Genomic DNA, 22635 nt, shown 5'->3' on the forward strand with positions numbered 1-22635 from the left:
ACCCTAAAAAAGGAAACTGACCGGACCGTGTCCCGGCCCCGATCAGTTTCCTGAAACATTCATTCATCCGTGTCATGGATTTTTTTTATCAGCGTCTCAATGCGGTTGCCGTATTCGATGGATTCATCGATTTCAAAAATCAGTTCAGGTGTTTTGCGGAGCCGGATTCTTTTGCCAACTTCCGAGCGGATAAAGCCTTTCGCTTTTTCCAGGCCGTCAAGAGTGTCTTTCTTTTGTTCCTCATCGCCAAGGACGGTCAGATACACTTTTGCCTGCTGAAGATCGCCTGTTACTTCCACATCGGTTACAGTGACAAAGCCGACACGCGGATCTTTCAGTTTTCGTCCGATAATGTCGCTCAGCTCTTTTTTCATTTGCTCGCCAACCCTGTTTGCACGAAGATTCATCACTCACACCTCATTTATAGCCATTCAATATTTGTTTCAAGCCGTTCCCATTCAGGAAAGGAATCCAGAAACTGAATTGCCCGCTGCAATTCTCTTTCAGCCGCCGCCCGGCTCGAAGCAACGGTCACGACTTCAACGAGGGTCCGCTGCCAGATATCCTGGAAATCCATTTCACCGGCTGCAACGTTATATTTTTGCTTCAGCCGCGTCAATATTCTTTGCAGCACTGCCCTTTTTTCTTTCAATGAACGGGCATCGTAAATGCGGAATTCGCAACGGGCGCTCCCAATCATGCTCTTTCAATTTCCTCCATGATAAAGGACTCAATGACATCTCCTTCTTTGATGTCATTAAAGTTTTTAATCGTAATCCCGCATTCATATCCCTGGTTGACTTCTTTCACGTCATCTTTATAGCGTTTCAGCGTATCAATTACACCTTCATAAATGACCACGCCGTCACGGATGACGCGCACACCGCTGTCACGGGTGATTTTTCCGTCTGTGACATAGCCGCCCGCAATCGTGCCGATCCGTGATACTTTAAATGTCTGCCGCACTTCAACCTGGCCGATGATTTTTTCTTTGTATTCCGGATCAAGCATGCCTTTCATCGCAGATTCAATTTCTTCGATCGCTTTATAGATGATGCGGTGCAGGCGGATATCCACTTTTTCCGTTTCGGCTGCGCGTTTGGCGTTGTTATCCGGGCGGACGTTAAAGCCGATAATAATCGCATTGGAAGCGGAAGCAAGCGTCACATCGGATTCATTAATGGCGCCGACGCCTGTATGGATGACGTTAATGTTGACGCCCTCCACATCAATCTTTTGCAAAGCGTCGGTCAATGCTTCCACGGAACCTTGCACATCCGCTTTGACAATCACATTTAATTCTTTCATTTCCCCGTGCTTCATTTGCTCAAACAGCGTGTCGAGGCTGACACGCGCGGTTTCGTTGCGGTGCGCCTGGACAGCCTGTTGTTTCCGTGCTTCCCCGACCTGGCGGGCTGTTTTCTCATCTTCAAAGACAACAAAACGGTCGCCGGCTTCCGGCACATCATTTAAACCGGTAATTTCAACAGGCGTGGACGGCCCTGCTTCTTTTACGCGGCGGCCAAGATCATTGACCATCGCACGGACGCGCCCGTAAGTGTGGCCGACGACAATCGGGTCGCCGATGCGCAAGGTGCCGTTTTGCACGAGCAAAGTGGCAACCGGGCCCCTGCCCTTATCGAGGCGCGCTTCAATGACCGAGCCGAGTGCGCGGCGGTTCGGGTTTGCTTTCAGTTCTTCCACTTCGCTGACAAGCAAAATCATTTCAAGCAGATTGTCAATCCCTTCGCCGGTTAGCGCGGAAATCGGGACAAAAATCGTATCCCCGCCCCAGTCTTCCGGAACCAGATTGTATTCCGTCAGTTCCTGCATGACCCGTTCGGGGTTCGCTGTCGGTTTATCAATTTTATTGACCGCAACAATGATCGGCACGCCGGCTGCTTTTGCGTGGTTAATGGCTTCCACTGTTTGCGGCTTCACGCCGTCATCCGCCGCGACAACAAGCACGGTAATGTCCGTCACCTGCGCCCCCCGCGCACGCATCGTTGTAAATGCTTCATGCCCCGGGGTGTCTAAAAATGTAATCTTTTTGCCGCCTACTTTCACCTGGTATGCACCGATATGCTGGGTAATCCCGCCTGCTTCTCCGGCGGTGACTTTTGTATGGCGGATGAAATCGAGCGTTGTCGTTTTCCCATGGTCAACATGGCCCATAATGGTGACAACCGGCGGGCGGACTTCGAGGTCTTCTTCACGGTCTTCCGTAAAATACGTTTCCAGATCCGTCTGGTCAACGATCACTTCTTCTTCCACTTCAACACCGTATTCCGAAGCAATCAGTTCAATGGCATCTTTGTCAAGCTGCTGGTTGATCGTTGCCACAACGCCGAGCAGGAACAGTTTTTTAATGATTTCGGAAGGTTCCCTGTAGAGCTTCTTCGCAAGTTCCGCAACGGTCAGCGATTCTGTGAACGTAATTTTTTCAGGCAGTTCTTTTACCTTTTGGACCGGTTGCGGCTGCGGTTTGAAGTTTTTATTTTTCCGGTTATTTTTCTTTTGTTTGTTGAACGGCCGTCCATTGTTGCCGCGGTTTCCGTTATTGCCGCGGTTTCCGTTGCCGCCGTTTCGGTTATTCCCGTTGCTCCGGCTGTTTCCGCTGTTCCCGCTATTCCGGTTGTTGCCCGCGGCCTGGCTGTTTCCGTTATTCCGGTTGTTGCCCGCGGCCTGGCCGTTTCCGTTATTCCGGTTGTTGCTTGCGGCCTGGCCGTTCCCGTTACTCCGGTTGTTGCTTGCGGTTTGGCCGTTCCCGTTATTCCGGTTGTTGCTTGCGGTTTGGCCGTTTCCGTTATTCCGGTTGTTGCCGCCCGTGCGGTTATTGCCGCCCGTTCCGCTCCTCCCATCGCTGCGGTTGCTGCCGCCAGCACGGTTATTGCTATTATTTCTGCTGTTTCCACTGTTCCCTTGGTTTTTGCTGTTTTGGCCGTTTCCGTTTGCCCGGTTCTCGCCGGTTCCGCGATTTTGCTTCTGGTTTTCGTGCCGGGTGCGGTTTTCAGGTTTGTTTCCTTGCCGGTCCCCATTTTCGGTCCTGGTACTTCTTTCTTTTCCGTACGGACCGTTTTGCCCGTTTTTCTTGCCATCTTGCTGTTTGTTGCCGCTGTAAACCGAATCCAGCTTCCTTACTGTTTCCCCATCGATCATTGACATATGATTGGATACCTCTATATTCATTTGTTTTAGTTTCGTGATAATTTCCTTGCTTGATGTATGATGAGCTTTCGCATATTCGTAAACACGTATTTTGCTCATGTCGTCACCCCCACCTATGATTCATCGAGCAGTTCAGCAAGTTTTTCCGCAAATCCGCGGTCACTTACTGCAACTGCGACTCTCGCCTCTTTCCCAATGGCTTTTCCTAGCATTTCCCTCGTCTCTATCCACCGTACAGGCACATGATAGAAACGGCATTTGTCTAACATCTTTTTTGACGTATTGGATGAGGCATCTTTTGAAAGCAATACAAGTTTTGCCTGGCCTGCCCGGATTTCTTTCAGGACAGGCTCCTCTCCCGAAACAATCTTTCCTGCCTTGAACGCAAGGCCTAAAAGGGACATCGCCTGCTTCCCGTTCATGATTTTTGTTTATTCTCCTTTTTTTCCTTTTGAATAAACGCCATGATTTCATCGTAAAAAGCATCGTCTATAGCGGCACCAAGATGGGATGAGAGAATATCTTTTTTCTTTGCCAAAAGCACCGCTTCCTCGTCTTTTGAAAGATAGGCGCCTCTTCCTGACTTTTTCCCGGTCGGGTCAATCGAAACATCGCCTTCCTTGGAACGGACGATACGGACCATTTCTTTTTTTGGTTTCATTTCTCCCGTTGCCACGCATTTTCTCATCGGAATTTTCTTACGTGTCGCCATCAGCCCCACTCCTTATTCGATCTCTTCATCTTTCCCGCCGTTTTCAGGCAGATCCGCTTCTTTCGCATCCGGTACGGCCAGTGCTTCGGGAGTACGGCCTGGATCGCCATCTTCAAAAAGCTCCGGTCCTTCTCCGTCGATATCACCGGCAGTTTCAGAACGAGGATAAATGCCTAAACCCCTTGCATCCGTTTCGCTCTTAATATCAATTTTCCAGCCTGTGAGTTTCGCGGCAAGCCGGGCGTTTTGGCCGCGTTTCCCGATTGCAAGCGACAACTGGTAATCCGGAACGATGACCGTTGTAGCCTTATTATTTTCATCAACAAGCACATCAAGCACTTTTGCAGGGCTTAACGCGTTTGCTACAAATTTAGACGGATCATCCGACCATTTTACAATATCAATCTTTTCCCCGTGTAGTTCATTTACAATCGCCTGGACGCGTTGCCCTTTAGGCCCGACGCATGCGCCGACAGGATCAACTTCCGGGCGGTCAGTGTAAACCGAAATTTTCGAACGGTCCCCTGCTTCGCGGGCGATCGAACGGATTTCCACGATGCCATCGTATATTTCCGGCACTTCAAGTTCAAACAGCCGTTTTAAAAGGCCGGGATGGGTGCGCGAGACAAAAATTTGCGGCCCCTTTGTTGTCCGTTCCACTTTTGTAATGTAGACCTTAATCCGGTCATGCGGGTTATACGTTTCATTCGGGGATTGTTCCCCCGGCGGCAGCAGCGCTTCTGTTTTTCCGAGGCTGACATACGTAAAACGCGGATCTTTCCGCTGCACAATCCCGGTCATGACCTCGTCTTCACGGTCGATAAATTCATTGTAAATGATTCCCCGTTCCGCTTCCCGGACGCGCTGCGTGACAACCTGTTTCGCTGTCTGTGCGGCGATCCGGCCAAAATCTTTCGGCGTGACTTCCAATTCGACAACATCGCCGATTTCATAAGACGGATTGATTTTCTGGGCATCTTCAAGCGAGATTTCAAGGCGCGGGTCAAATACTTCTTCAACCACGTCTTTGCGTGCGAATACACGGATCGTCCCGTTCGCCAGATTTAAATCCGTCCTTACATTCTGTGCCTGGTTAAAATTGCGGCGGTATGCCGATACAAGCGCGGCTTCGATGGCTTCAACGAGCACATCCCGCGAAATTCCTTTTTCTTTTTCGAGTATCGTAAGCGCATCTACCAGTTCTGAGCTCATGGAAATTGGATCCCCCTTCATTTTTTGAAAAATGATGCATTTTTAAAATTCAACGGCAAGCCGTGCGTTGGCAACTTTGTCATACGGAATTTCCTTCTCGATTTTCTTCGTTTTCACTTTACATTCTAATGTTAAGTACCCGTTGTGAAAAGCAATCAATTTTCCCTGGAACGTTTTCTCCCCGTCAAGCGGTTCATACGTTTTCACGAGGACGGTCCGGCCGACAGCACGTTCAAAATCACGCGCTTTTTTTAACGGGCGTTCCGCACCCGGAGAGGAAACCTCAAGGAAATAATTATGGGGAATCGGGTCCGCTTCATCGAGCTTTTCCCCGAGCCGTTCGCTGACGAGCCCGCATTCTTCGATATCGACCCCGTTTTCCTTGTCAATATACACGCGAAGAAACCAGTTTTTTCCTTCTTTGACGTATTCGATATCAACAAGTTCAAGGCCGAGCCCTTCCACAACCGGGGATGCCAGTTGTTCCACCACTTCAACGACTTTACTCATGCTGACCTCCTCAAAAATCCGATTTAAAACACGAAAGAGCGGGGTGATGGCCCCACTCTTTCGCACGAGCGTTTATCCGTAGTATTTCCATAAAAAACTATACCATAACAGGCAAAAAAAAGCAAACAGCGGGCTTTAACCCGTATTTAGAAAAGCGACAGCTGGTTCTGCTCCGGCAGCGACTCGAGGCAGCCGTGCCCGTCAAGGTATTCCATAATCGTTTTGGAGACTTTTCCGCGGCGCTGCAAGTCTTCTTTTGAAAGGAATTCGCCTTCTTCGCGCGCTTTGACGATATTGACCGCAGCGTTTGTGCCAAGCCCCGGAATCGCATTAAACGGCGGGATGAGCGAATCGCCGTCAATGACAAACTTGTCTGCTTCCGACCGGTACAAATCAATCGGCTGGAAGCGGAAGCCGCGCGCCGTCATTTCAAGCGCCAGTTCCAGCACGGTCAGCAAACTTTTCTCTTTCGCCGATGCGTCCATCCCTTTTGCATTAATTTCACTGATTTTTGCCTTGATGGAATTCGAGCCGTGGATCATTACATCCAGATCGAAATCCTCCGCGCGCACCGTAAAATACGTCGCATAGTAGATCAGCGGATGGTACACCTTGAAGTAAGCGATCCTTACCGCCATCAGCACATAGGCGGTGGCGTGGGCTTTCGGGAACATGTATTTAATCTTTTTGCACGATTCAATATACCATTTCGGCACGTTTTGCTTGATCATTTCCTCTTCCATTTCAGGCGTGAGCCCTTTCCCCTTCCGTACCGATTCCATAATTTTAAAAGCAAGGGACGGCTCTAAGCCCTGATAGATTAAATAAACCATAATATCGTCGCGGCAGCCGATCACTTCAGGCAGGGTGCAGGTGCCGTTTTGGATCAGTTCCTGGGCGTTGCCGAGCCATACGTCCGTCCCGTGCGAAAGCCCTGAAATCTGAACCAGTTCCGCAAAAGTCGTCGGTTTTGTATCTTCCAGCATCTGGCGCACAAACTTTGTGCCAAATTCCGGGATGCCAAGCGTACCGGTTTTGCACATAATTTGCTCTTCCGTAACCCCGAGCGGTTCCGGCCCGCTGAAAATTTTCATCACTTCCGGGTCATCGGTCGGGATCGTTTTCGGGTCAATCCCGCTTAAGTCCTGGAGCATGCGGATGACGGTCGGATCATCGTGCCCGAGTATATCAAGCTTCAAAATATTATCGTGGATCGAGTGGAAATCAAAATGCGTTGTCCGCCATTCCGAATTGTGATCGTCCGCCGGATACTGGATCGGCGTAAAATCGTATATATCCATATAATCCGGCACGACAATAATGCCGCCCGGATGCTGGCCGGTCGTCCGTTTTACCCCGGTGCAGCCCTGGACAAGCCGGTCAATTTCCGCGCTCCGGAATGTCAAATTGTGGTCCTGGGCATACCCTTTTACATAGCCGTAAGCCGTTTTTTCCGCAACTGTGCCAATCGTGCCGGCGCGGTATACATACTCTTCGCCGAACAGCACTTTTGTATAGGCGTGGGCGCGCGGCTGGTAATCGCCGGAGAAGTTCAGGTCAATATCCGGCACCTTGTCCCCTTTAAATCCAAGGAACGTTTCAAACGGAATATCATGGCCGTCCTTTTTGTATTTTGCCCCGCATTCCGGGCAGTTTTTATCCGGCAGGTCAAAACCGGAACCGACCGAACCGTCATTGAAAAACTCGGAATGCTTGCAGTTCGGGCACACATAATGCGGCGGGAGCGGGTTGACTTCGGTGATTTCCGTCATCGTTGCGACAAGCGAAGAACCGACAGACCCCCGCGAACCGACAAGGTAACCGTCATTCAATGATTTCTTGACAAGTTTATGGGCAATCAGATAAATGACCGCAAATCCGTGGCCGATAATGCTTTTCAGCTCTTTTTCAAGCCGTGCTTCGACAATTTCGGGAAGCGGGTCCCCGTAAATCATCTTCGCGCGCTTATAGCTTTGCTCGCGGATTTCTTCTTCCGCCCCTTCAATTTTCGGCGTGTACAGCTCGTCTTTTACCGGCTTGACGTCCTCGATTAAGCCGGCAATTTTATTTGTGTTTTCAACCACAATTTCTTTTGCCTTTTCGTCGCCTAAAAACGAGAAGCATGCAAGCATTTCATCCGTTGTGCGGAAATGCACGTCAGGCAGCCGGTGCCGATTCAGCGAATTGGCGCCGCCCTGGGAGCTGATCAGGATTTTCCGGTAAATTTTGTCTTCGGGGTTTAAATAATGGACATTGCCTGTTGCGACAACCGGCAGATTCAATTTTTCCCCGAGCCGGACGATTTTCGTAATGATTTCTTCAAGCGCCCTTTCGTCCCTTATCAATTCCTGGTCGATCAGCGGGGCGTACACTTCTTTCGGATGAACTTCAAGGTAATCATAAAAGCGGGCCATCTCCTCTACTTCCGCCGGATCTTTCTGCATCATGCCTTCAAATACTTCGCCTTTGTCACAGCCGGACCCGACGAGAATGCCTTCCCGGTACTTTTGCAGCTCGGAACGCGGAATGCGCGGCACACGGTAAAAGTAATCGATATGGGACAGGGAAATCAGTTTAAATAAATTTTTCAGGCCTTCCTGCGTCCGGACAAGCAACGTACAGTGCGACGGGCGTGCCCGCTTGTACGCGCCGCCTTCGCCCATATACTGGTTCAGTTCGTCATGGTATGTGATCCCCCGGTTGCGGGCGTCATTCAGCATTTTTAAAAAGATATGTCCTGTTGCTTCCGTGTCATAGATCGCGCGGTGGTGCTGGGTCAGTTCCACATTGAACTTTTTCGCGAGCGTGTTCAGCCGGTAGTTTTTGAAATCCGGATATAAAAACCGCCCGAGTTCAAGCGTATCAATGACGGGATTATTGGATTTCGGCAGCCCGGCTTTTTTCAGGCCGACATTTAAAAACCCGGTGTCGAACGAAGCATTGTGGGCAACAAGCACCGCGTCGCCAATCCATTCAATGTATTCTTTCAACACTTCGGAAATGTCCGGCGCATCTTTCAACATATCGTCGGTAATATGGGTCAGCTCAATAATCGTATTGGACAGCGGGTGCCCGGGATTGGCAAACCGTTCAAACGTATCGACCACTTCGCCGTCCCGGATTTTAACCGCGGCGATTTCGATGATCGTATCATAAACAGCAGATAATCCCGTTGTTTCGACGTCAAAGACGACATAAGTCGCTTCATCAAGATGGACGTGCGCATCATTATAGGCAATCGGCACCCCGTCGTCGACAAGATTGGCTTCAACACCGAAGATAACTTTTATGCCATTCTTTTTGCCGGCGCTGTATGCTTCCGGAAAACTTTGCGCAACGGCGTGGTCTGTAATCGCAATCGCCGGATGGCCCCATTTTTTCGCCTGGGCGACAAGGGCAGACGCAGAAGTGACCGCATCCATCTGGCTCATCGGCGTATGGAGATGGAGTTCGACCCGCTTCTCATTTTCCGGCGCATGGTCTTTCCGGACGCGCGGGGCCACTTCAGAAAGATCGTTAGCGATCATGACCAGATCACGGACAAACGTATCATTCTGGATGCTGCCGCGCGCACGGAGCCACATCCCTTTTTTCACGCGGGCAAATTGTGCGGCATCTTCCTTATCCCGCGAAAACATCTTCACGAGAATGGAGCTTGTATAATCGGTGATTTTTAACGTCAAAAGCGTCCGCCCGCTGCGCAGTTCTTTCGTTTCGACATCAAACACATAGCCTTCCACCGTAATCCGCCGTTCTTCATCGACAATCTCGGAAAGGCGGCGGATATCATCATCGGGCGGAATTCTCAGCCCGATCATAAGCGGTCCTGCATCGTGCGTTTCTTCCCCGCCCTGTTGCTCATTCACGTGCTTCTGCATTTCGAGAACGGCCTGTTTTGCCCGTTCTTCATCTTCTTTTTTCTTTTCTTCCATAAATTTGGCGTATGCTTCGCTTGCTTCAGGCGCCGTCGAAATTTCCGTGTCAAACATCAATTTCGGAAAACCGGCCCGTTCGTAAAAACGGATAATCCATTCCCCGTATTTTTGTTTTAGTGCTGCTGCTTCCGGTTCATTGCGGCCGGTTACCACCAGCTTATTGCCGGAAAGTGACGGAACCTGATCCGCAAGCAGGGACAAAAGCATCGGCGACATGCCTTCCAGTTCTCCAAGGCAAGTTTTCCAGTAATCGGCAATCAGTGCCGGCCCAAAAGAAGGGTCTTTCGCCCGGATTGAAAAACGGACGTCGGCAATATGCTGAAAAGCCTGGCGCAAACGGGTTGTAAATGTCAGATATACCTCAAAAGGAAGAATTTTTTCGAGCAAAAAATAAAAATGCCATCGCCTTGACTGGCGTTCCACAACAAGTTTTTCAATTTCCCCATATTTAAAATGCTCGTAAAACCTGTCATCCAGCAGTTCCAGCTGCCGGAGCAAAATCTGGAACCTTTCTTTCTTTCCGGCGGGATTTTCAATCATCTTGTCCTCTCCCATCCTTTTTCATTCAATCTATCTTTATCTTAAAAAACAAGCGTCCTGAATGCAATCTTTCCGGGATTTTTCCCGGTAGTGTTGAAAGGTTCGAGTGCCGGGATTTTCCAAATAAAACATTTTCTGCCTCTTTTTTGCAGGAAAAGAAGAGAAGCACCGGCCGGTCAGCCGATGCCCCTGTCATGAAGCAAGTTCTGCTAAAATATTGGAAAGTGTTTCAGCCAAATCCTCTTTTTTCACTTCGAGCACTTCCCCGGTTTTTCTGATTTTCACTTCGACGATTGCCTCAGCCGCTTTTTTCCCGACGGTTACCCGGACAGGCAGGCCAATCAGGTCGGAATCTGCAAATTTCACACCCGGGCGCTCGTTTCTGTCATCCATCAAGACGGTAAACTGTTTTTCAAGTTCCGCATGGAGCGTTTCTGCAAGGGCGGCTTGTTGGGCATCCTTCATATTTACCGGCACGAGATGCACGTCAAACGGCGCCAGATTGACAGGCCAAACGAGCCCTTTATCATCGTTATGCTGTTCGCACACTGCTGTTAAAGTGCGGGAGACGCCGATCCCGTAACAGCCCATCAGCATGACCTGTTCCCTGCCGTTTTCGTCTAAAAAGGCGGCGTGCATTGCCTCGCTGTATTTTGTGCCGAGTTTGAAAATATGCCCGACTTCTATGCCGCGCGCAAACCGGATCGTTCCCTTTCCGTCCGGGGACGGGTCGCCTTCCTGAATATTGCGGAGATCCCCGTATAAATCGACGCGGTAATCCCTCCCCGGATTCGCATTCACATAGTGGAAGTCATTCTCATTGGCGCCGCAAATGCCGTTTACCACATAACGGACGGCGTTATCGGCCAAAATCCGGATCTTCTCCGGCGCGCCGACAGGGCCGAGCGAACCGGGATCCGCCCCCATGATCGACTTGATGGCTTCCGGATCTGCCATTTCAATCGTTTCAGAACCGAGAAGGTGTTTGACCTTGACTTCATTTACGTCATGATCGCCCCTGACCAGCACGATTACATATTCGTCGTCCGCTTTCAGCACGAGGGTTTTCAGGCATTTTTCAGGATCTGCCTGCAGGAAGTCCGCAATTTGCGCGATCGTTCTTTGCCCAGGGGTCGGAATTTTTTCGAGCGGTTTTTCCGCTTCATCCGGCTTTGTGTAAACGGTCTTCACTTCCGCCATTTCAATATTCGCCGCATAATCGGATGAATCGGAATACGCAATGGTGTCTTCCCCGATTTCAGACAGCACCATGAACTCCTGCGTATCTTTCCCGCCGATCGCGCCCGAGTCCGCCAATACGGCACGAAAATCCAGTTTGCACCGCGAGAAAATATTGGTATAGGCCCGGTACATATCCTTATACGTCTCATCGAGGCTCTCTTGATTGGCGTGGAAAGAATACGCGTCTTTCATGATGAATTCCCGCCCGCGCAGCAAGCCGAAACGCGGGCGCTTTTCATCCCGGAATTTCGTTTGGATTTGGTATAAAGAAAGCGGCAGGCGTTTATACGATTTTACTTCGTTCCGAATTAAACTTGTGATCACTTCTTCATGCGTCGGCCCGAGCGCAAAGTCTCGTTCATGCCGGTCCCTAAGGCGCATCAGATCCGGGCCGTAAGAATACCAGCGCCCCGATTCCTGCCACAATTCCGCCGGCTGGAGGGACGGCATCAGCAATTCCATGGAACCGATGGCTTCCAATTCTTCACGGATAATCGCTTCAATTTTATGTAAGACTTTTTTCGCGAGCGGCAAATACGTATAAACGCCGCTTGCAATTTGCCGTATGTACCCGGCACGGAGCAGCAGCTGATGGCTTTTCACCTCGGCTTCGGCCGGTACGTCCCGCAATGTCGGAATAAACAATTTGCTCTGTTTCATACATCGCACTCCCGTATTCTTTTATTATAGATCAGTTGAGTTTGTAACGTTTATTTGTTTCTATTCCCCGATTCAGCAAACCAGGCCCGGGGTTGGATGATGAGAGATTGTAAATGAAAAGCCAGGCCAGGGTGCGTAAAAATGCAGATTTTAAAAGTAATCCAGCCGCTACAAATTGAACGAAGATTTGGCGCTGCTTGTGAAAACGGGCGGGCCAAACCGGGCTGATGGTGGACCAGCAATTCAAGTCCATTTTATAACCACATCCGTAAAGCAAACAAATTTACGGAGGAAGCAGGCCCTTTTGCAACAGGGCCCGCCGGAACCCCCTGCAAACCGGAAGCTTTACAAGAAAAATCTTTGGATATCATTCCAGGTGACAATGATCATCAACAGCATCAGGAGCGCAAAACCGATAAAATGGACGATGCCTTCTTTTTGCCGGTCAATCGGTTTGCCCCGCAATGCTTCGATTCCGAAAAACAGCAGCCTGCCTCCGTCTAAAGCCGGCAGCGGGAGCAGGTTCATAATCCCGATGTTGATGCTCAACAATCCTGCCCATTTAAACAAATAGATGATGCCCGACTTGGCGACGGTCTCTGTTGATTTATAAATGCCGACAGGGCCTGACAGCATATCAATGGAAAAGCCGCCGCTGATCAGGTGGCCAAGCAGTTTAAAAATTTCCACCGTCCAGACGTATGTCTGTGTAATGCCGTACGTGGCAACTTTCAGCGGGGAATGGTCAACCGGGCTGTTCACGCCGATTCTCCCGAATGTTTTCCCGTCCTCTGAAATGCTTTTTGGCGTCACCGGAATGTCCATTGTTTTGCCGTTCCGTTCCACTGTAAACGTGATTTTTTCATCAGGGTGTTTTTGGATGACGTCGACAATGTCATTCCACGTCGAGATTTCCGCACCGTCAATACTGATCACCGTATCCCCTTTATGGAGCCCGGCCTTTGCCGCAGCACTGTCCTTTACAACGGTTCCGAGCACTGGATCGGTCATCGGCACCCCCTGCACCACCGCCATAAGGGTAAAGACAAGGGCTGCCAGGACGAAATTCATGAGTGGCCCGGCAAAAATCGTGAGCGCCCGCTTCCCAAGCGATTTGGAGGCAAACTGGCGGTCCCACGGCGCGATTTGCATTTCCATCCGGTCTTCGACAAGCACGGCATCCCTTTTCACTTTAAACGTCCGGAGGTGTTCATCATCGCCTTCTTCATAGCCTTTGATTACAAGCGCACGTTCCAGATCTGCAGATTCCGTTTCAATCATGCGCAATCCAGTATACCGGTCTTTTCCGTTCACCACGATTTTTTCAACGGCTTCGTTTTCATCGAAAAGCAGCCCAACCCGCTGGCCTGGCTTCAACTCCGGCATATCCGGGTCTTCCCCCGCCATCCGCACGTATCCGCCGATCGGAAGCAGGCGGATGGTATACTGCGTTTCGTTTTTCTTAAACGAAAGAATCTTCGGGCCGAATCCGATCGCAAATTCGCGGCATAAAATCCCGGCTTTTTTTGCAACAAAGAAATGCCCGGCTTCATGGAAAATGACAAGCGAACCAAAAATCAAAATAAAGGCTATAACTGTCGTCAAATGAATACCACCTTACTTTAAAATAGTCTCCGCCTTTTTCAGGAACTCCGGGGGAAACCCCCCGCTTACATGAGCGAAGCCACATAGTCCCGCGTCTCACGGTCAACGGCCCGGATCGTTTCCAAATCAGGGTGTATAATTACATTATGCCTTGCAAGCGCCTTTTCAATCAACTGATCAATTTGCAAAAACGCGATTTTTTCCTGCAAAAAGGCATGGACCGCCGCTTCATTGGCCGCATTCAGCACGGCCGGCATCGATCCGCCGGCTTTTCCGGCTTCATAGGCAAGTTTCAGGCAGTAAAATCGTTCTTCATCCATTTTTTCAAAATGAAGCCGGCCGATTTCCGCCAAATGGAGCCGCTTTGCATCCGGAAGCGGCAGCCTTTTTGGAAACCCGAGCGCATATTGGATCGGGATGCGCATATCGGGCATTCCAAGCTGCGCCTTCACACTGCTGTCACGGAATTCCACAAGAGAGTGGATGATGCTTTCGCGGTGCAGGATCGTATCAATTTTTTCAAAGGGAAGGCCGAACAGCCAGTGTGCTTCAATGACCTCGAGCCCTTTATTCATCATCGTTGCCGAATCAACCGTGATCTTGGCACCCATCGACCAGTTCGGATGGTTCAGCGCATCTTTTACAGTGACAGTTTCAAGCTGCTCCCTTGTATAATCACGGAAGCTGCCGCCGGATGCGGTAATGATGAGCCGTTCGATTTCATTCCGGTTTTCTCCTTGCAAACATTGAAAAATGGCGGAATGTTCACTGTCAATTGGAAGAATGGCAGTGCCGGCGCGCTTTGCTGCATCCATAACGAGATGTCCAGCTGTGACGAGCGTTTCTTTATTGGCGATTGCCACGGTTTTCCCCGCCCGGATCGCCTCCAAAGTCGGCAACAGCCCGACACTGCCAAGCACCGCATTGACCAAAATATCCGATTCGGCATATACTGCCGTTTCGACCATCCCTTTTTCCCCGCAGAGTACAACCGGGCTGTCCCCGAATTCAGTTTTCAGCCGGGCACAGTCCTCTTTGTCAGCGACAGAGACAAGCGCCGGATGAAACTCCGAAATGATTTTCCTCGTTAAGTTAAGATTTCTCCCTGCTGAAAAAGCAGCGAGCCGGAATACTTCCGGATGGTTCCGGATCACATCCAGCGTTTGCGTGCCGATGGAGCCCGTCGCCCCTAACAGGCTGATTCGCTTCAATGTTTTCCACCTCTTTTTCTATCCCGCCATCATTTTTAAAAAATGGATAAGCGGGAGGACAAACAATAAACTGTCGAAGCGGTCCAAGATGCCGCCGTGACCGGGCAGGATCTTTCCTGCATCTTTTACCCCGTAATGCCGTTTATAGGCGGATTCCACCAAATCCCCGATCTGGCCGAAAACGGAGAGGACGACCGTGGACATCATGAGCCGCCAGAGCCCGAGGCCGATATTGGAGAAGAAAAAAAACAGCACAGCAACAACGGCAGCACACAGCACGCCGCCAAGCGCGCCTTCAACCGTTTTATTCGGGCTGATCTCCGGCCACAGCTTATGCTTTCCAAAAGCCCGCCCGATGAAATAAGCGCCGGAATCCGTAGCCCAAATGAGAAACAGGGCGTAAAGAATATAGGTAATGCCCACATCCGGCGCATTTCTCGTTTCAATAAAATAATAAAAACCGATGCCAACATAGATGGCGGACAAAATGTGGAAACTCGCCTGTTCAAATGTAAACCGGTTTTTCGTCACCACCATATAGGCGAGAAAAAGCAGCACGATCATATACACCAATTCAAGCTTGGAAAAGCCTGTTTGTGCGATGACATGCATATACTTTGATGGAAATAAAATCAGCCAGAGCAGCAGGACGGAAAGGATGCCGCCAAAGGAAAACAATGGCTGTTTTCCCATCCGCAACAGCTCGTACAGCGCGACGGTCGCCATGGCATACACGAGCAGGACAAACGGCCATTTCCCGTATATCACAAAAGGAATAAAAAAAGCTGCTGCCACGATGGCTGTGATGATTCTTTGTTTCATTCAGACTTCTCCTCACTTTTTAAACCGCCGTATCTTCGGGAACGTTTTTGATACTCTTCAATTGCACTTAAAAAATGTTCCTCATCAAAATCCGGCCATAACACATCTGTAAATACAAACTCCGTATATGCCAGCTGCCATAACATAAAATTGCTGAGCCGGATTTCCCCGCTCGTCCGGATTAAAAGGTCGGGGTCCTGCAGGCCGTGCGTCATTAAGTACTGGTGGAACACTTCCTCTGTCAGCTCGTTTTCATTCATTATACCATTTTTTACATCCATTAAAATATTTTTCACGGCGCGCATAATTTCATCCCTGCTCCCGTAATTCAACGCAAAATTGAGAATCAGCCCGTCGTTTTGCGCCGTTTCACTGATCGCTTTATTGATGGCCCTTTGGGTATGGGGCGGAATTTTTTCTTTGCACCCCATCATCTGCACTTTCACATTTTCCGCTTTCAGCTCGGGAAGATAAGTGGATAAAAATTCTTCCGGCAGCTTCATTAAGTATTCCACTTCCAATTTTGGCCTTTTCCAGTTTTCTGTTGAAAAAGCATAAAGCGTCAATACTTTGATCCCGAGCCGGTTGGCGGTACGGGTAATTTTCCGGACGGTTTTCATGCCTTCGTGATGGCCGGCCACCCGCGGCAAATGGCGTTTTTTCGCCCATCTTCCGTTGCCGTCCATGATGATGGCGACGTGTTCCGGGATGGCGGCAGCTTTCACTTTTTCGCCGCGGGCGATCGTGCCGCGGCCTTCTTTATCGAAAGATTTCCATCTTTTTAAATTCATATGCACATTTGCCCTCCAAATGGTATCCGCCTGCATCTCCATGCACGGTACCGCGGCCATACGGTGTTCAGTCGTTTCCGGCAAAAGTGGTATGGCCTTTATATTCCATTTGCCAACCTCTATTATAGAGAAAATGGATGCGTTTGTGTAGTTCTGTTTTTAAATGGTCCGGCCATTTGGTTTTGTGGCGTATGGAAAACCGGCTTTGTATCCCATTTTAAAGCGCGTGTGAAGCCCGTTTTCCCGGCAGTATGGCAAAGGTCTTTTGGAGCCGGAACTTTCCATGCTCCCGTGAAAACGCGCATTCCTGTTAACATAAAAAAACTTCCATTGGCCGCTTGCCAACGGAAGTTTTTTGTCCGGCAGTCAGACTTCCATGATTTCCTGCTCTTTTGTTTTTGTCATTTTATCGATTTTTTGGATGTGCTGGTCGGTGATTTTCTGGACGTCTTCCGCAAAGCCGCGGTGCTCGTCTTCAGTAATCTCGCCGTTTTTTTCCTGCTTTTTCAGCTCATCATTGGCATCGCGGCGCACATTGCGGATCGCAACTTTTGCTTCTTCTGCTTCTTTTTTGATGAGCTTCACCAGTTCTTTTCTCCGTTCTTCCGTTAAAGGCGGGATGGAAAGGCGGATCACGGATCCGTCATTATTCGGCGTAAGGCCGAGATCCGATTTTAAAATGGCCTTTTCAATTTCACCCAGCACCGTTTTATCATACGGCTGGATCACCATAAGGCGCGCTTCCGGCACGGAAATGGACGCAAGCTGGTTTACAGGTGTCCTGGCGCCGTAGTAATCTATCGTGATTTTATCGAGCAGGGCCGCGTTTGCACGCCCCGCCCGGATGGAGCCGAGTTCGCGCTGAAAAGCTTGGATTGCTTTTGCCATTTTATCTTTTGCAGTGTCAATGACCTGATTTGCCATCATATTTTCCCCCTAACGATTGTCCCAATGGTTTCGCCCAAGACGGCGCGTTTGATGTTTCCTTCCTCCATAATTGAGAATACTATAAGCGGGATGTCATTGTCCATACATAAAGAGGACGCAGTGGAGTCCATGACAGCGAGGCCATCTTTGATGACATCCAGATATGAAAGCTCTTCATATTTAACAGCGTCTTTGTCCAGTTTCGGATCAGCAGAATAAACACCATCCACATTATTTTTTGCCATCAAAATGACATCGGCTTCAATTTCTGCTGCACGCAGCGCGGCGGTCGTATCGGTGGAGAAAAACGGATTGCCGGTGCCGGCGGCAAAAATAACGACACGCCCTTTTTCCAGATGGCGGATGGCCCGCCTTCTGATATAAGGCTCTGCCACCTGGCGCATATCAATGGAAGTCTGCACGCGTGTTTCCACGCCGCTCTGTTCCAGGCTGTCCTGAAGGGCCATTGCATTCATGACAGTGGCGAGCATGCCCATATAATCGGCTGTTGCCCTGTCCATTCCCATCTGGCTGCCGATCTTGCCACGCCAAATATTGCCGCCGCCGACGACAATCGCCACTTCAACGCCAAGCTCGACAATTTCTTTTACTTGCCGTGCGACGGACTGGATGACCGTCGGATGGATCCCAAAGCCCTGCTCTCCGGCCAATGCCTCGCCACTTAGTTTCAATACGACACGTTTATATTTAGGGGTGTCCATTTTGAACCTCCAATATGGTTATGTAAAATTTCCCCGGTCCATCTTTGCCAGTAAACGGGGCATTTTTTTGCAAGGTTAAAATCCTGCTCCTGCCTTCTTTTAAAAAGAGGAACACACTGTGTTCCCCTTTTTAAAACTAGTTTTTCTTCACTTGATTCATGACTTCTTCAGCAAAGTTTTCCTGGCGTTTTTCAATGCCTTCGCCGACTTCATAACGGACAAAATCTGCCACTTTTGCGTTATGGGAAGCGACAAACTGCCCAACCGTTTGATCCGGGTTTTTGACAAACGCCTGGTCTGCCACACAAATTTCCTCGAAGTATTTCTTCAAGCGCCCTTCCACCATTTTTTCCACAATCTTTTCCGGTTTGCCTTCGTTCAGCGCCTGTTGTTTTAATACTTCGCGTTCATGGGACACTTCTGCTTCCGAAACCTGGTCGCGGGAGATGTATTTCGGATTCATCGCTGCCACGTGAAGGGCTACGTCTTTTGCAACAGAAGCATCGGTTGTGCCTTCAAGAACGGTGAGCACGCCGATGCGGCCGCCCATGTGAAGGTATTCGCCGAATGCGCCGTTATCTGTTTTCGTTTTCAGGGCAAAACGGCGGAGCGAAATTTTTTCACCGATTTTGGAAATCGCCTGTGTAATAAAATCATTGACAGTCGATCCGTTTGCCATTGTTGATTGTAAAGCGGTATCCAGATCGGCCGGTTTGCTTTTGAGCAAATGTTCAGCGATTTCTTTTACAAGGTTTTGGAATTCTGCATTTTTTGCAACAAAGTCTGTTTCAGCATTGACTTCGAGAATAACGGCGTGGTTGCCTTCGCTTAATACGTAAGTGGTTCCTTCTGCAGCAACGCGGTCTGCCTTTTTCGCCGCTTTTGCAATCCCTTTTTCACGAAGATAGTCCACTGCTTTTTCCATATCGCCGTTCGTTTCTGTCAGTGCTTTTTTGCAGTCCATCATACCTGCGCCGGTTTTTTCACGCAGTTCTTTCACCATTTGAGCTGTAATTGCCATCGGATTTCCTCCTTCAGGTTATGTACGTCTCCCTAAAAAAGGTGATAAGCACAAACCTTCTTATCACCTTTTTTCATTGGGATATTTTTGGTAAGGTGCGGTGCTGTCAAACCCCGGCCGGAAAACGGATCAGGCTTCGACAGTCGTTTCTTCCGTGCCCGCTGCTTCGCCGGATTCAGTCGAAACTTCAGCAGCGCCTTCTTCACCCTGTTTTGCTTCCACAATGGCATCCGCCATTTTGCTGGTCAAAAGTTTGACTGCACGGATCGCATCATCGTTTGCCGGAATGACATAGTCAATTTCATCCGGATCGCAGTTTGTATCCACAATCCCGATAATCGGAATGTTTAATTTTCTTGCTTCCGCCACCGCGATGCGTTCTTTGCGCGGGTCGATCACAAACAAAGCATCCGGCAGGTTCCGCATATCTTTAATGCCGCCAAGGAATTTCACCAAACGGTCGTGTTCTTTTTTCAACTGGACGACTTCTTTTTTCGGAAGGACATCGAACGTGCCGTCTTCTTCCATTTTTTCGATTTGTTTCAAACGGTCAATCCGTTTTTGGATCGTTTCAAAGTTGGTTAAAGTTCCGCCAAGCCAGCGGTGGTTCACGTAAAACATGCCGGAACGTTCTGCTTCATCTTTAACGGATTCCTGGGCCTGTTTTTTCGTGCCGACGAACAGAATATTTCCACCGTTTCCTGCAAGTTCTTTTACAAAGTTGTAAGCTTCTTCCACTTTTTTGACCGTTTTTTGCAGGTCAATAATATAGATGCCGTTCCGCTCCGTGAAAATGTATTTTTTCATTTTCGGATTCCAGCGGCGCGTCTGGTGGCCGAAATGGACACCGGCTTCGAGCAGCTGTTTCATTGAGATCACTGACATTTTATTTCCTCCTATGGTTTTTTTCCTCCGCCCCAATCCTTTTCAAAAGGAGACCGCTTAAAAGCAGCACCGTCCTTTAAATCATGAAGCGTGTGTGATAACACCAACGATTACTATAACATAAAAAAAAATGCGAATCAAGCATTATCCGCGTCCTGTCTGAAATTTTAGAAGCAGCTCGATTTCCGTGCGGCCTTTATTTAATTTTTGGGCAATTTCATCAACAGTATACCCGTTTTGTTGCAAATCATTCACTTTTTGCAAAAGGCTTTTTTCTTCCTGAAGCTGCCCTTCGCTTTGTTCCCCTGAAATTTGCCGGGCCGCATTCCGGTACGCCCGGTTTGCGGACGTCCGGATGAGCGCGTCCGGCTTCGGTCCCGCTGTTTCTCCTGTTTCAGGCGGCTTTTTTGTTTCTGGAGCCGGCTGTTCCGTTTCCGGCCCTGCTTTTTCCGCCGGCCCGGTCTCCTTCATCCTGCCTGCTTTCATTTTTTTGATAAAAGCATCGTTTTCTTCTTTTAGCTCCATCAGGTATACGGAAAAGATGTCTTCGATTTCCTTTACCATTTTATTGACGTTCTGTTCTGCCCGAGCAAAGCGGTTTTGCCGTAAATAGAGCAGGATGATGGCAAAAATGGAGAGCGCATTAAATAGGAAAGAAAGAATGAGGAAAAAAATAACCGTTTGATTCACCCCCTCTGATTACAGCAACCGTTTTTCCAAAATATTCCGCAGTTTATAAATGGCCTTCGAATGGATCTGGGAAATGCGGGAAGTGGAAAGCCCCATCACTTCGCCGATTTCTGTCAGCGTGCATTCTTCCTGATAAAAGAGGCCCAGCACAAGCTGCTCTTTTTCCGACAGGGCACGGATGGCCTCTGCCAGTTCCTTTACGGTTTCCTTCTTTTCCAGTTCGGATTCTGGCTGGCCATTATTCCGTTCCCCGGACACGAGCCGGGATGCCGCTTCCGGTTCATCATTGTCGGTGCCCGTTTCTTCTATTGACAGGACATTGGCAAAAAACTGTTCATTCATCGTTGTGCAGACTTCCGTTTCTTCCATGCCAAGCTCCAAAGCGACTTCTTTCGGAGAAACGGCGCGCAAGTATTTCTGCTCCAGCTTTTCAATGGCACTTTCAATTTTTTTCGCTTTTTCTCTCGTGCCCCTTGACAGCCAGTCTTCTTTCCGCAGGCCGTCCAAAATCGCGCCGCGGATCCGAAAAGAAGCATATGTATCAAATCTCAGTTCGCGGGACGGATCAAATTTGTTTAATGAATCCAAAAGCCCGAACATGCCGAGGCTTTTTAAATCCTCTTTCGATACGTTGCGGGGAAGCCCGGCGGCAATTCTTTGGACATGGAAAGAAACAAGCGGCATATATCTTTTCACAAGGGCATTCCCGGCTTCCGGATCACGGGATTTAAGCCACAAATCCCAGTCTTTCTGCTCTTCACCCTGTATTGGCTCCTCCGCCATATCGCATCCCTCCTTGTTGCCATTGCCTTTTCCCGAAAACAAAGGGGCGGCCCCTATTATATTTCGACAGATCCCTGGTTGACCGTTCTCACGGTCAGCACGGCATTTTCCGGGTTAAATTCAATCGTGCGGCCGCTTTTCCCCCCGGTATCTTCGGCCACCAATTGAATGCGGTACTTTTTCAGTTCGTGTTTTACAGCCTCGACATTGCGCGGCCCAATCCGCATTGCTTCATTCATGGAAGAAAAAGAAAACATTTCGGCTCCGCCGGCGATTTTTGCCAACAGCCTGCTCTGGTGGCAGCCTACGCTTTTCAGGATGCCGATCAGCTCAAAAATGGCGGTATCCGCAAATTTTGCTTTATTCATATGCTCCCCGTTCTTCGCAATGAAGGATGAAGGCAGCATCACATGGGCAAGCCCGGCTGTTTTGGCCGGCAAATCGTACAGGACGACGCCAACGCATGATCCAAGCCCGGTGGTCCTGATCAGGCCGGGAGAAGTGACAATCTTCATTTCCGCAATGCCCACTTTGACGATGTTCATTTCGCTATCCATTTAATTCAACCCTTAGCGCACGGAACAGGATTTCATAAGAATCCGGATCCGGAAAGAGGAAAAAATGCCCCTTCATATCGGAATTTTCCGCCTGCTCATCGCTCAGCACCGTATCAATCACGATGGCATAATCGCTGACCTGGGACAGTTCAATCAAACCGTAGCTGATAATGGATCCGAACATATCAATGCTGAGCGCCGGGACGGAAGGCAGCATATCCAGCTTCGTAAAATTGGAAAGCGCCGTTAAATAAGACCCCGACAAAATATTGCCCAGCTCCAGCATCGCCGACAGCCCGAGCTCCGGATAAGGCGGTTTTTCAAAAGAAAACGACGGATCTCCGATCATTTCTTTAATGAATCGTTCGCCCTGGGCAACCGGCACGATGAAAAAAATATTGCCGGGTGCATCGCCTTGAATCCGTAAAAACACGCTCACCACAACGAGCTCAGCACCGCCGATCAGATCCATGATTTCTTCAAAAGAAGCAATATGGACATCCGGAACCGTCATTTTGATTTTTTTATGCAGCAATTTGGAAAGTGCCGTTGCGGCATGCCCCGCTCCGATATTCCCGATTTCTTTTAAGACATCAAGGTGAAGATTTGTGATTTTATTTTTAATATCCATTTAAAATACCC

General features: G+C 49.3%; 21 protein-coding genes. All 21 read right to left on the reverse strand.

Annotated elements, in window-relative coordinates; translation table 11 throughout:
• Positions 1-59: 59 nt before the first annotated feature.
• The 21 genes from rbfA to IC21_RS10780 all read right to left on the reverse strand — a co-directional run bounded on the left by rbfA (position 60) and on the right by IC21_RS10780 (position 22624).
• Entirely contained in the window at positions 60-407 is a 348-nt protein-coding gene (gene rbfA, locus IC21_RS10675) for a 30S ribosome-binding factor RbfA (protein WP_013859135.1), read from the reverse strand.
• A 14-nt stretch (positions 408-421) separates the two neighbouring features.
• A complete protein-coding gene (locus IC21_RS10680) occupies positions 422-700 on the reverse strand; it encodes a DUF503 domain-containing protein (RefSeq protein WP_013859134.1) in 279 nt (92 codons plus the stop codon).
• Complete coding sequence (gene infB / locus IC21_RS10685; RefSeq protein WP_029141555.1) at positions 697-3267, reverse strand: translation initiation factor IF-2; 2571 nt, start codon at positions 3265-3267, stop codon at positions 697-699. Before infB ends, IC21_RS10680 begins: the two co-directional genes overlap by 4 nt.
• Before the next feature lie 14 nt (positions 3268-3281).
• The gene (locus IC21_RS10690) at positions 3282-3590 is read right to left on the reverse strand and encodes a YlxQ family RNA-binding protein (RefSeq protein WP_013859131.1); all 309 of its coding nucleotides are present in this window, start codon (positions 3588-3590) and stop codon (positions 3282-3284) included.
• A complete protein-coding gene (gene rnpM, locus IC21_RS10695) occupies positions 3587-3880 on the reverse strand; it encodes an RNase P modulator RnpM (RefSeq protein WP_019721108.1) in 294 nt (97 codons plus the stop codon). Before rnpM ends, IC21_RS10690 begins: the two co-directional genes overlap by 4 nt.
• 12 nt (positions 3881-3892) lie before the next feature.
• Positions 3893-5092 (reverse strand): transcription termination factor NusA, encoded by a 1200-nt coding sequence (gene nusA, locus IC21_RS10700; RefSeq protein WP_013859129.1) that lies wholly within the window; start codon positions 5090-5092, stop codon positions 3893-3895.
• Positions 5093-5134: 42 nt separating this feature from the next.
• The gene (gene rimP / locus IC21_RS10705; protein WP_013859128.1) at positions 5135-5602 is read right to left on the reverse strand and encodes a ribosome maturation factor RimP; all 468 of its coding nucleotides are present in this window, start codon (positions 5600-5602) and stop codon (positions 5135-5137) included.
• 146 nt (positions 5603-5748) lie between these two features.
• Positions 5749-10077 (reverse strand): PolC-type DNA polymerase III, encoded by a 4329-nt coding sequence (locus tag IC21_RS10710; RefSeq protein WP_029141556.1) that lies wholly within the window; start codon positions 10075-10077, stop codon positions 5749-5751.
• A gap of 192 nt (positions 10078-10269) precedes the next feature.
• A complete protein-coding gene (locus IC21_RS10715) occupies positions 10270-11979 on the reverse strand; it encodes a proline--tRNA ligase (RefSeq protein WP_029141557.1) in 1710 nt (569 codons plus the stop codon).
• A 345-nt stretch (positions 11980-12324) separates the two neighbouring features.
• Entirely contained in the window at positions 12325-13584 is a 1260-nt protein-coding gene (gene rseP / locus IC21_RS10720) for an RIP metalloprotease RseP (protein ID WP_019721104.1), read from the reverse strand.
• A 65-nt stretch (positions 13585-13649) separates the two neighbouring features.
• Positions 13650-14795, reverse strand: coding sequence for a 1-deoxy-D-xylulose-5-phosphate reductoisomerase (locus tag IC21_RS10725; RefSeq protein ID WP_029141558.1), 1146 nt, complete (start codon positions 14793-14795; stop codon positions 13650-13652).
• Between the two features lie 18 nt (positions 14796-14813).
• Positions 14814-15617 (reverse strand): phosphatidate cytidylyltransferase, encoded by an 804-nt coding sequence (locus IC21_RS10730; protein ID WP_029141559.1) that lies wholly within the window; start codon positions 15615-15617, stop codon positions 14814-14816.
• The gene (gene uppS, locus IC21_RS10735; RefSeq protein ID WP_029141560.1) at positions 15614-16408 is read right to left on the reverse strand and encodes an undecaprenyl pyrophosphate synthase; all 795 of its coding nucleotides are present in this window, start codon (positions 16406-16408) and stop codon (positions 15614-15616) included. Before uppS ends, IC21_RS10730 begins: the two co-directional genes overlap by 4 nt.
• 366 nt (positions 16409-16774) lie before the next feature.
• Positions 16775-17332, reverse strand: coding sequence for a ribosome recycling factor (gene frr, locus IC21_RS10745; RefSeq protein WP_026104870.1), 558 nt, complete (start codon positions 17330-17332; stop codon positions 16775-16777).
• Positions 17332-18057, reverse strand: coding sequence for a UMP kinase (pyrH, locus tag IC21_RS10750; protein ID WP_013859120.1), 726 nt, complete (start codon positions 18055-18057; stop codon positions 17332-17334). Before pyrH ends, frr begins: the two co-directional genes overlap by 1 nt.
• A 136-nt stretch (positions 18058-18193) precedes the next feature.
• On the reverse strand, positions 18194-19078 hold the full coding sequence (gene tsf, locus IC21_RS10755; RefSeq protein ID WP_029141562.1) for a translation elongation factor Ts: 885 nt from the start codon (positions 19076-19078) through the stop codon (positions 18194-18196).
• A gap of 129 nt (positions 19079-19207) precedes the next feature.
• Entirely contained in the window at positions 19208-19963 is a 756-nt protein-coding gene (rpsB, locus tag IC21_RS10760) for a 30S ribosomal protein S2 (RefSeq protein ID WP_029141563.1), read from the reverse strand.
• A 144-nt stretch (positions 19964-20107) separates the two neighbouring features.
• Positions 20108-20653 carry a hypothetical protein gene (locus IC21_RS10765; protein WP_029141564.1) on the reverse strand — a complete coding sequence of 182 codons (546 nt, stop codon included), beginning with the start codon at positions 20651-20653 and terminating at the stop codon, positions 20108-20110.
• A gap of 9 nt (positions 20654-20662) precedes the next feature.
• Complete coding sequence (locus IC21_RS10770) at positions 20663-21436, reverse strand: FliA/WhiG family RNA polymerase sigma factor (protein ID WP_013859116.1); 774 nt, start codon at positions 21434-21436, stop codon at positions 20663-20665.
• A 56-nt stretch (positions 21437-21492) separates the two neighbouring features.
• Positions 21493-21993, reverse strand: a complete 501-nt coding sequence (locus IC21_RS10775; RefSeq protein WP_029141565.1) for a chemotaxis protein CheD — start codon at positions 21991-21993, stop codon at positions 21493-21495.
• On the reverse strand, positions 21986-22624 hold the full coding sequence (locus tag IC21_RS10780; protein ID WP_029141566.1) for a chemotaxis protein CheC: 639 nt from the start codon (positions 22622-22624) through the stop codon (positions 21986-21988). Before IC21_RS10780 ends, IC21_RS10775 begins: the two co-directional genes overlap by 8 nt.
• Between the last annotated feature and the right edge of the window lie 11 nt (positions 22625-22635).

It is taken from the genome of Heyndrickxia coagulans DSM 1 = ATCC 7050 (assembly GCF_000290615.1).
Taxonomy (GTDB): Bacteria; Bacillota; Bacilli; order Bacillales; family Bacillaceae_C; genus Weizmannia; species Weizmannia coagulans.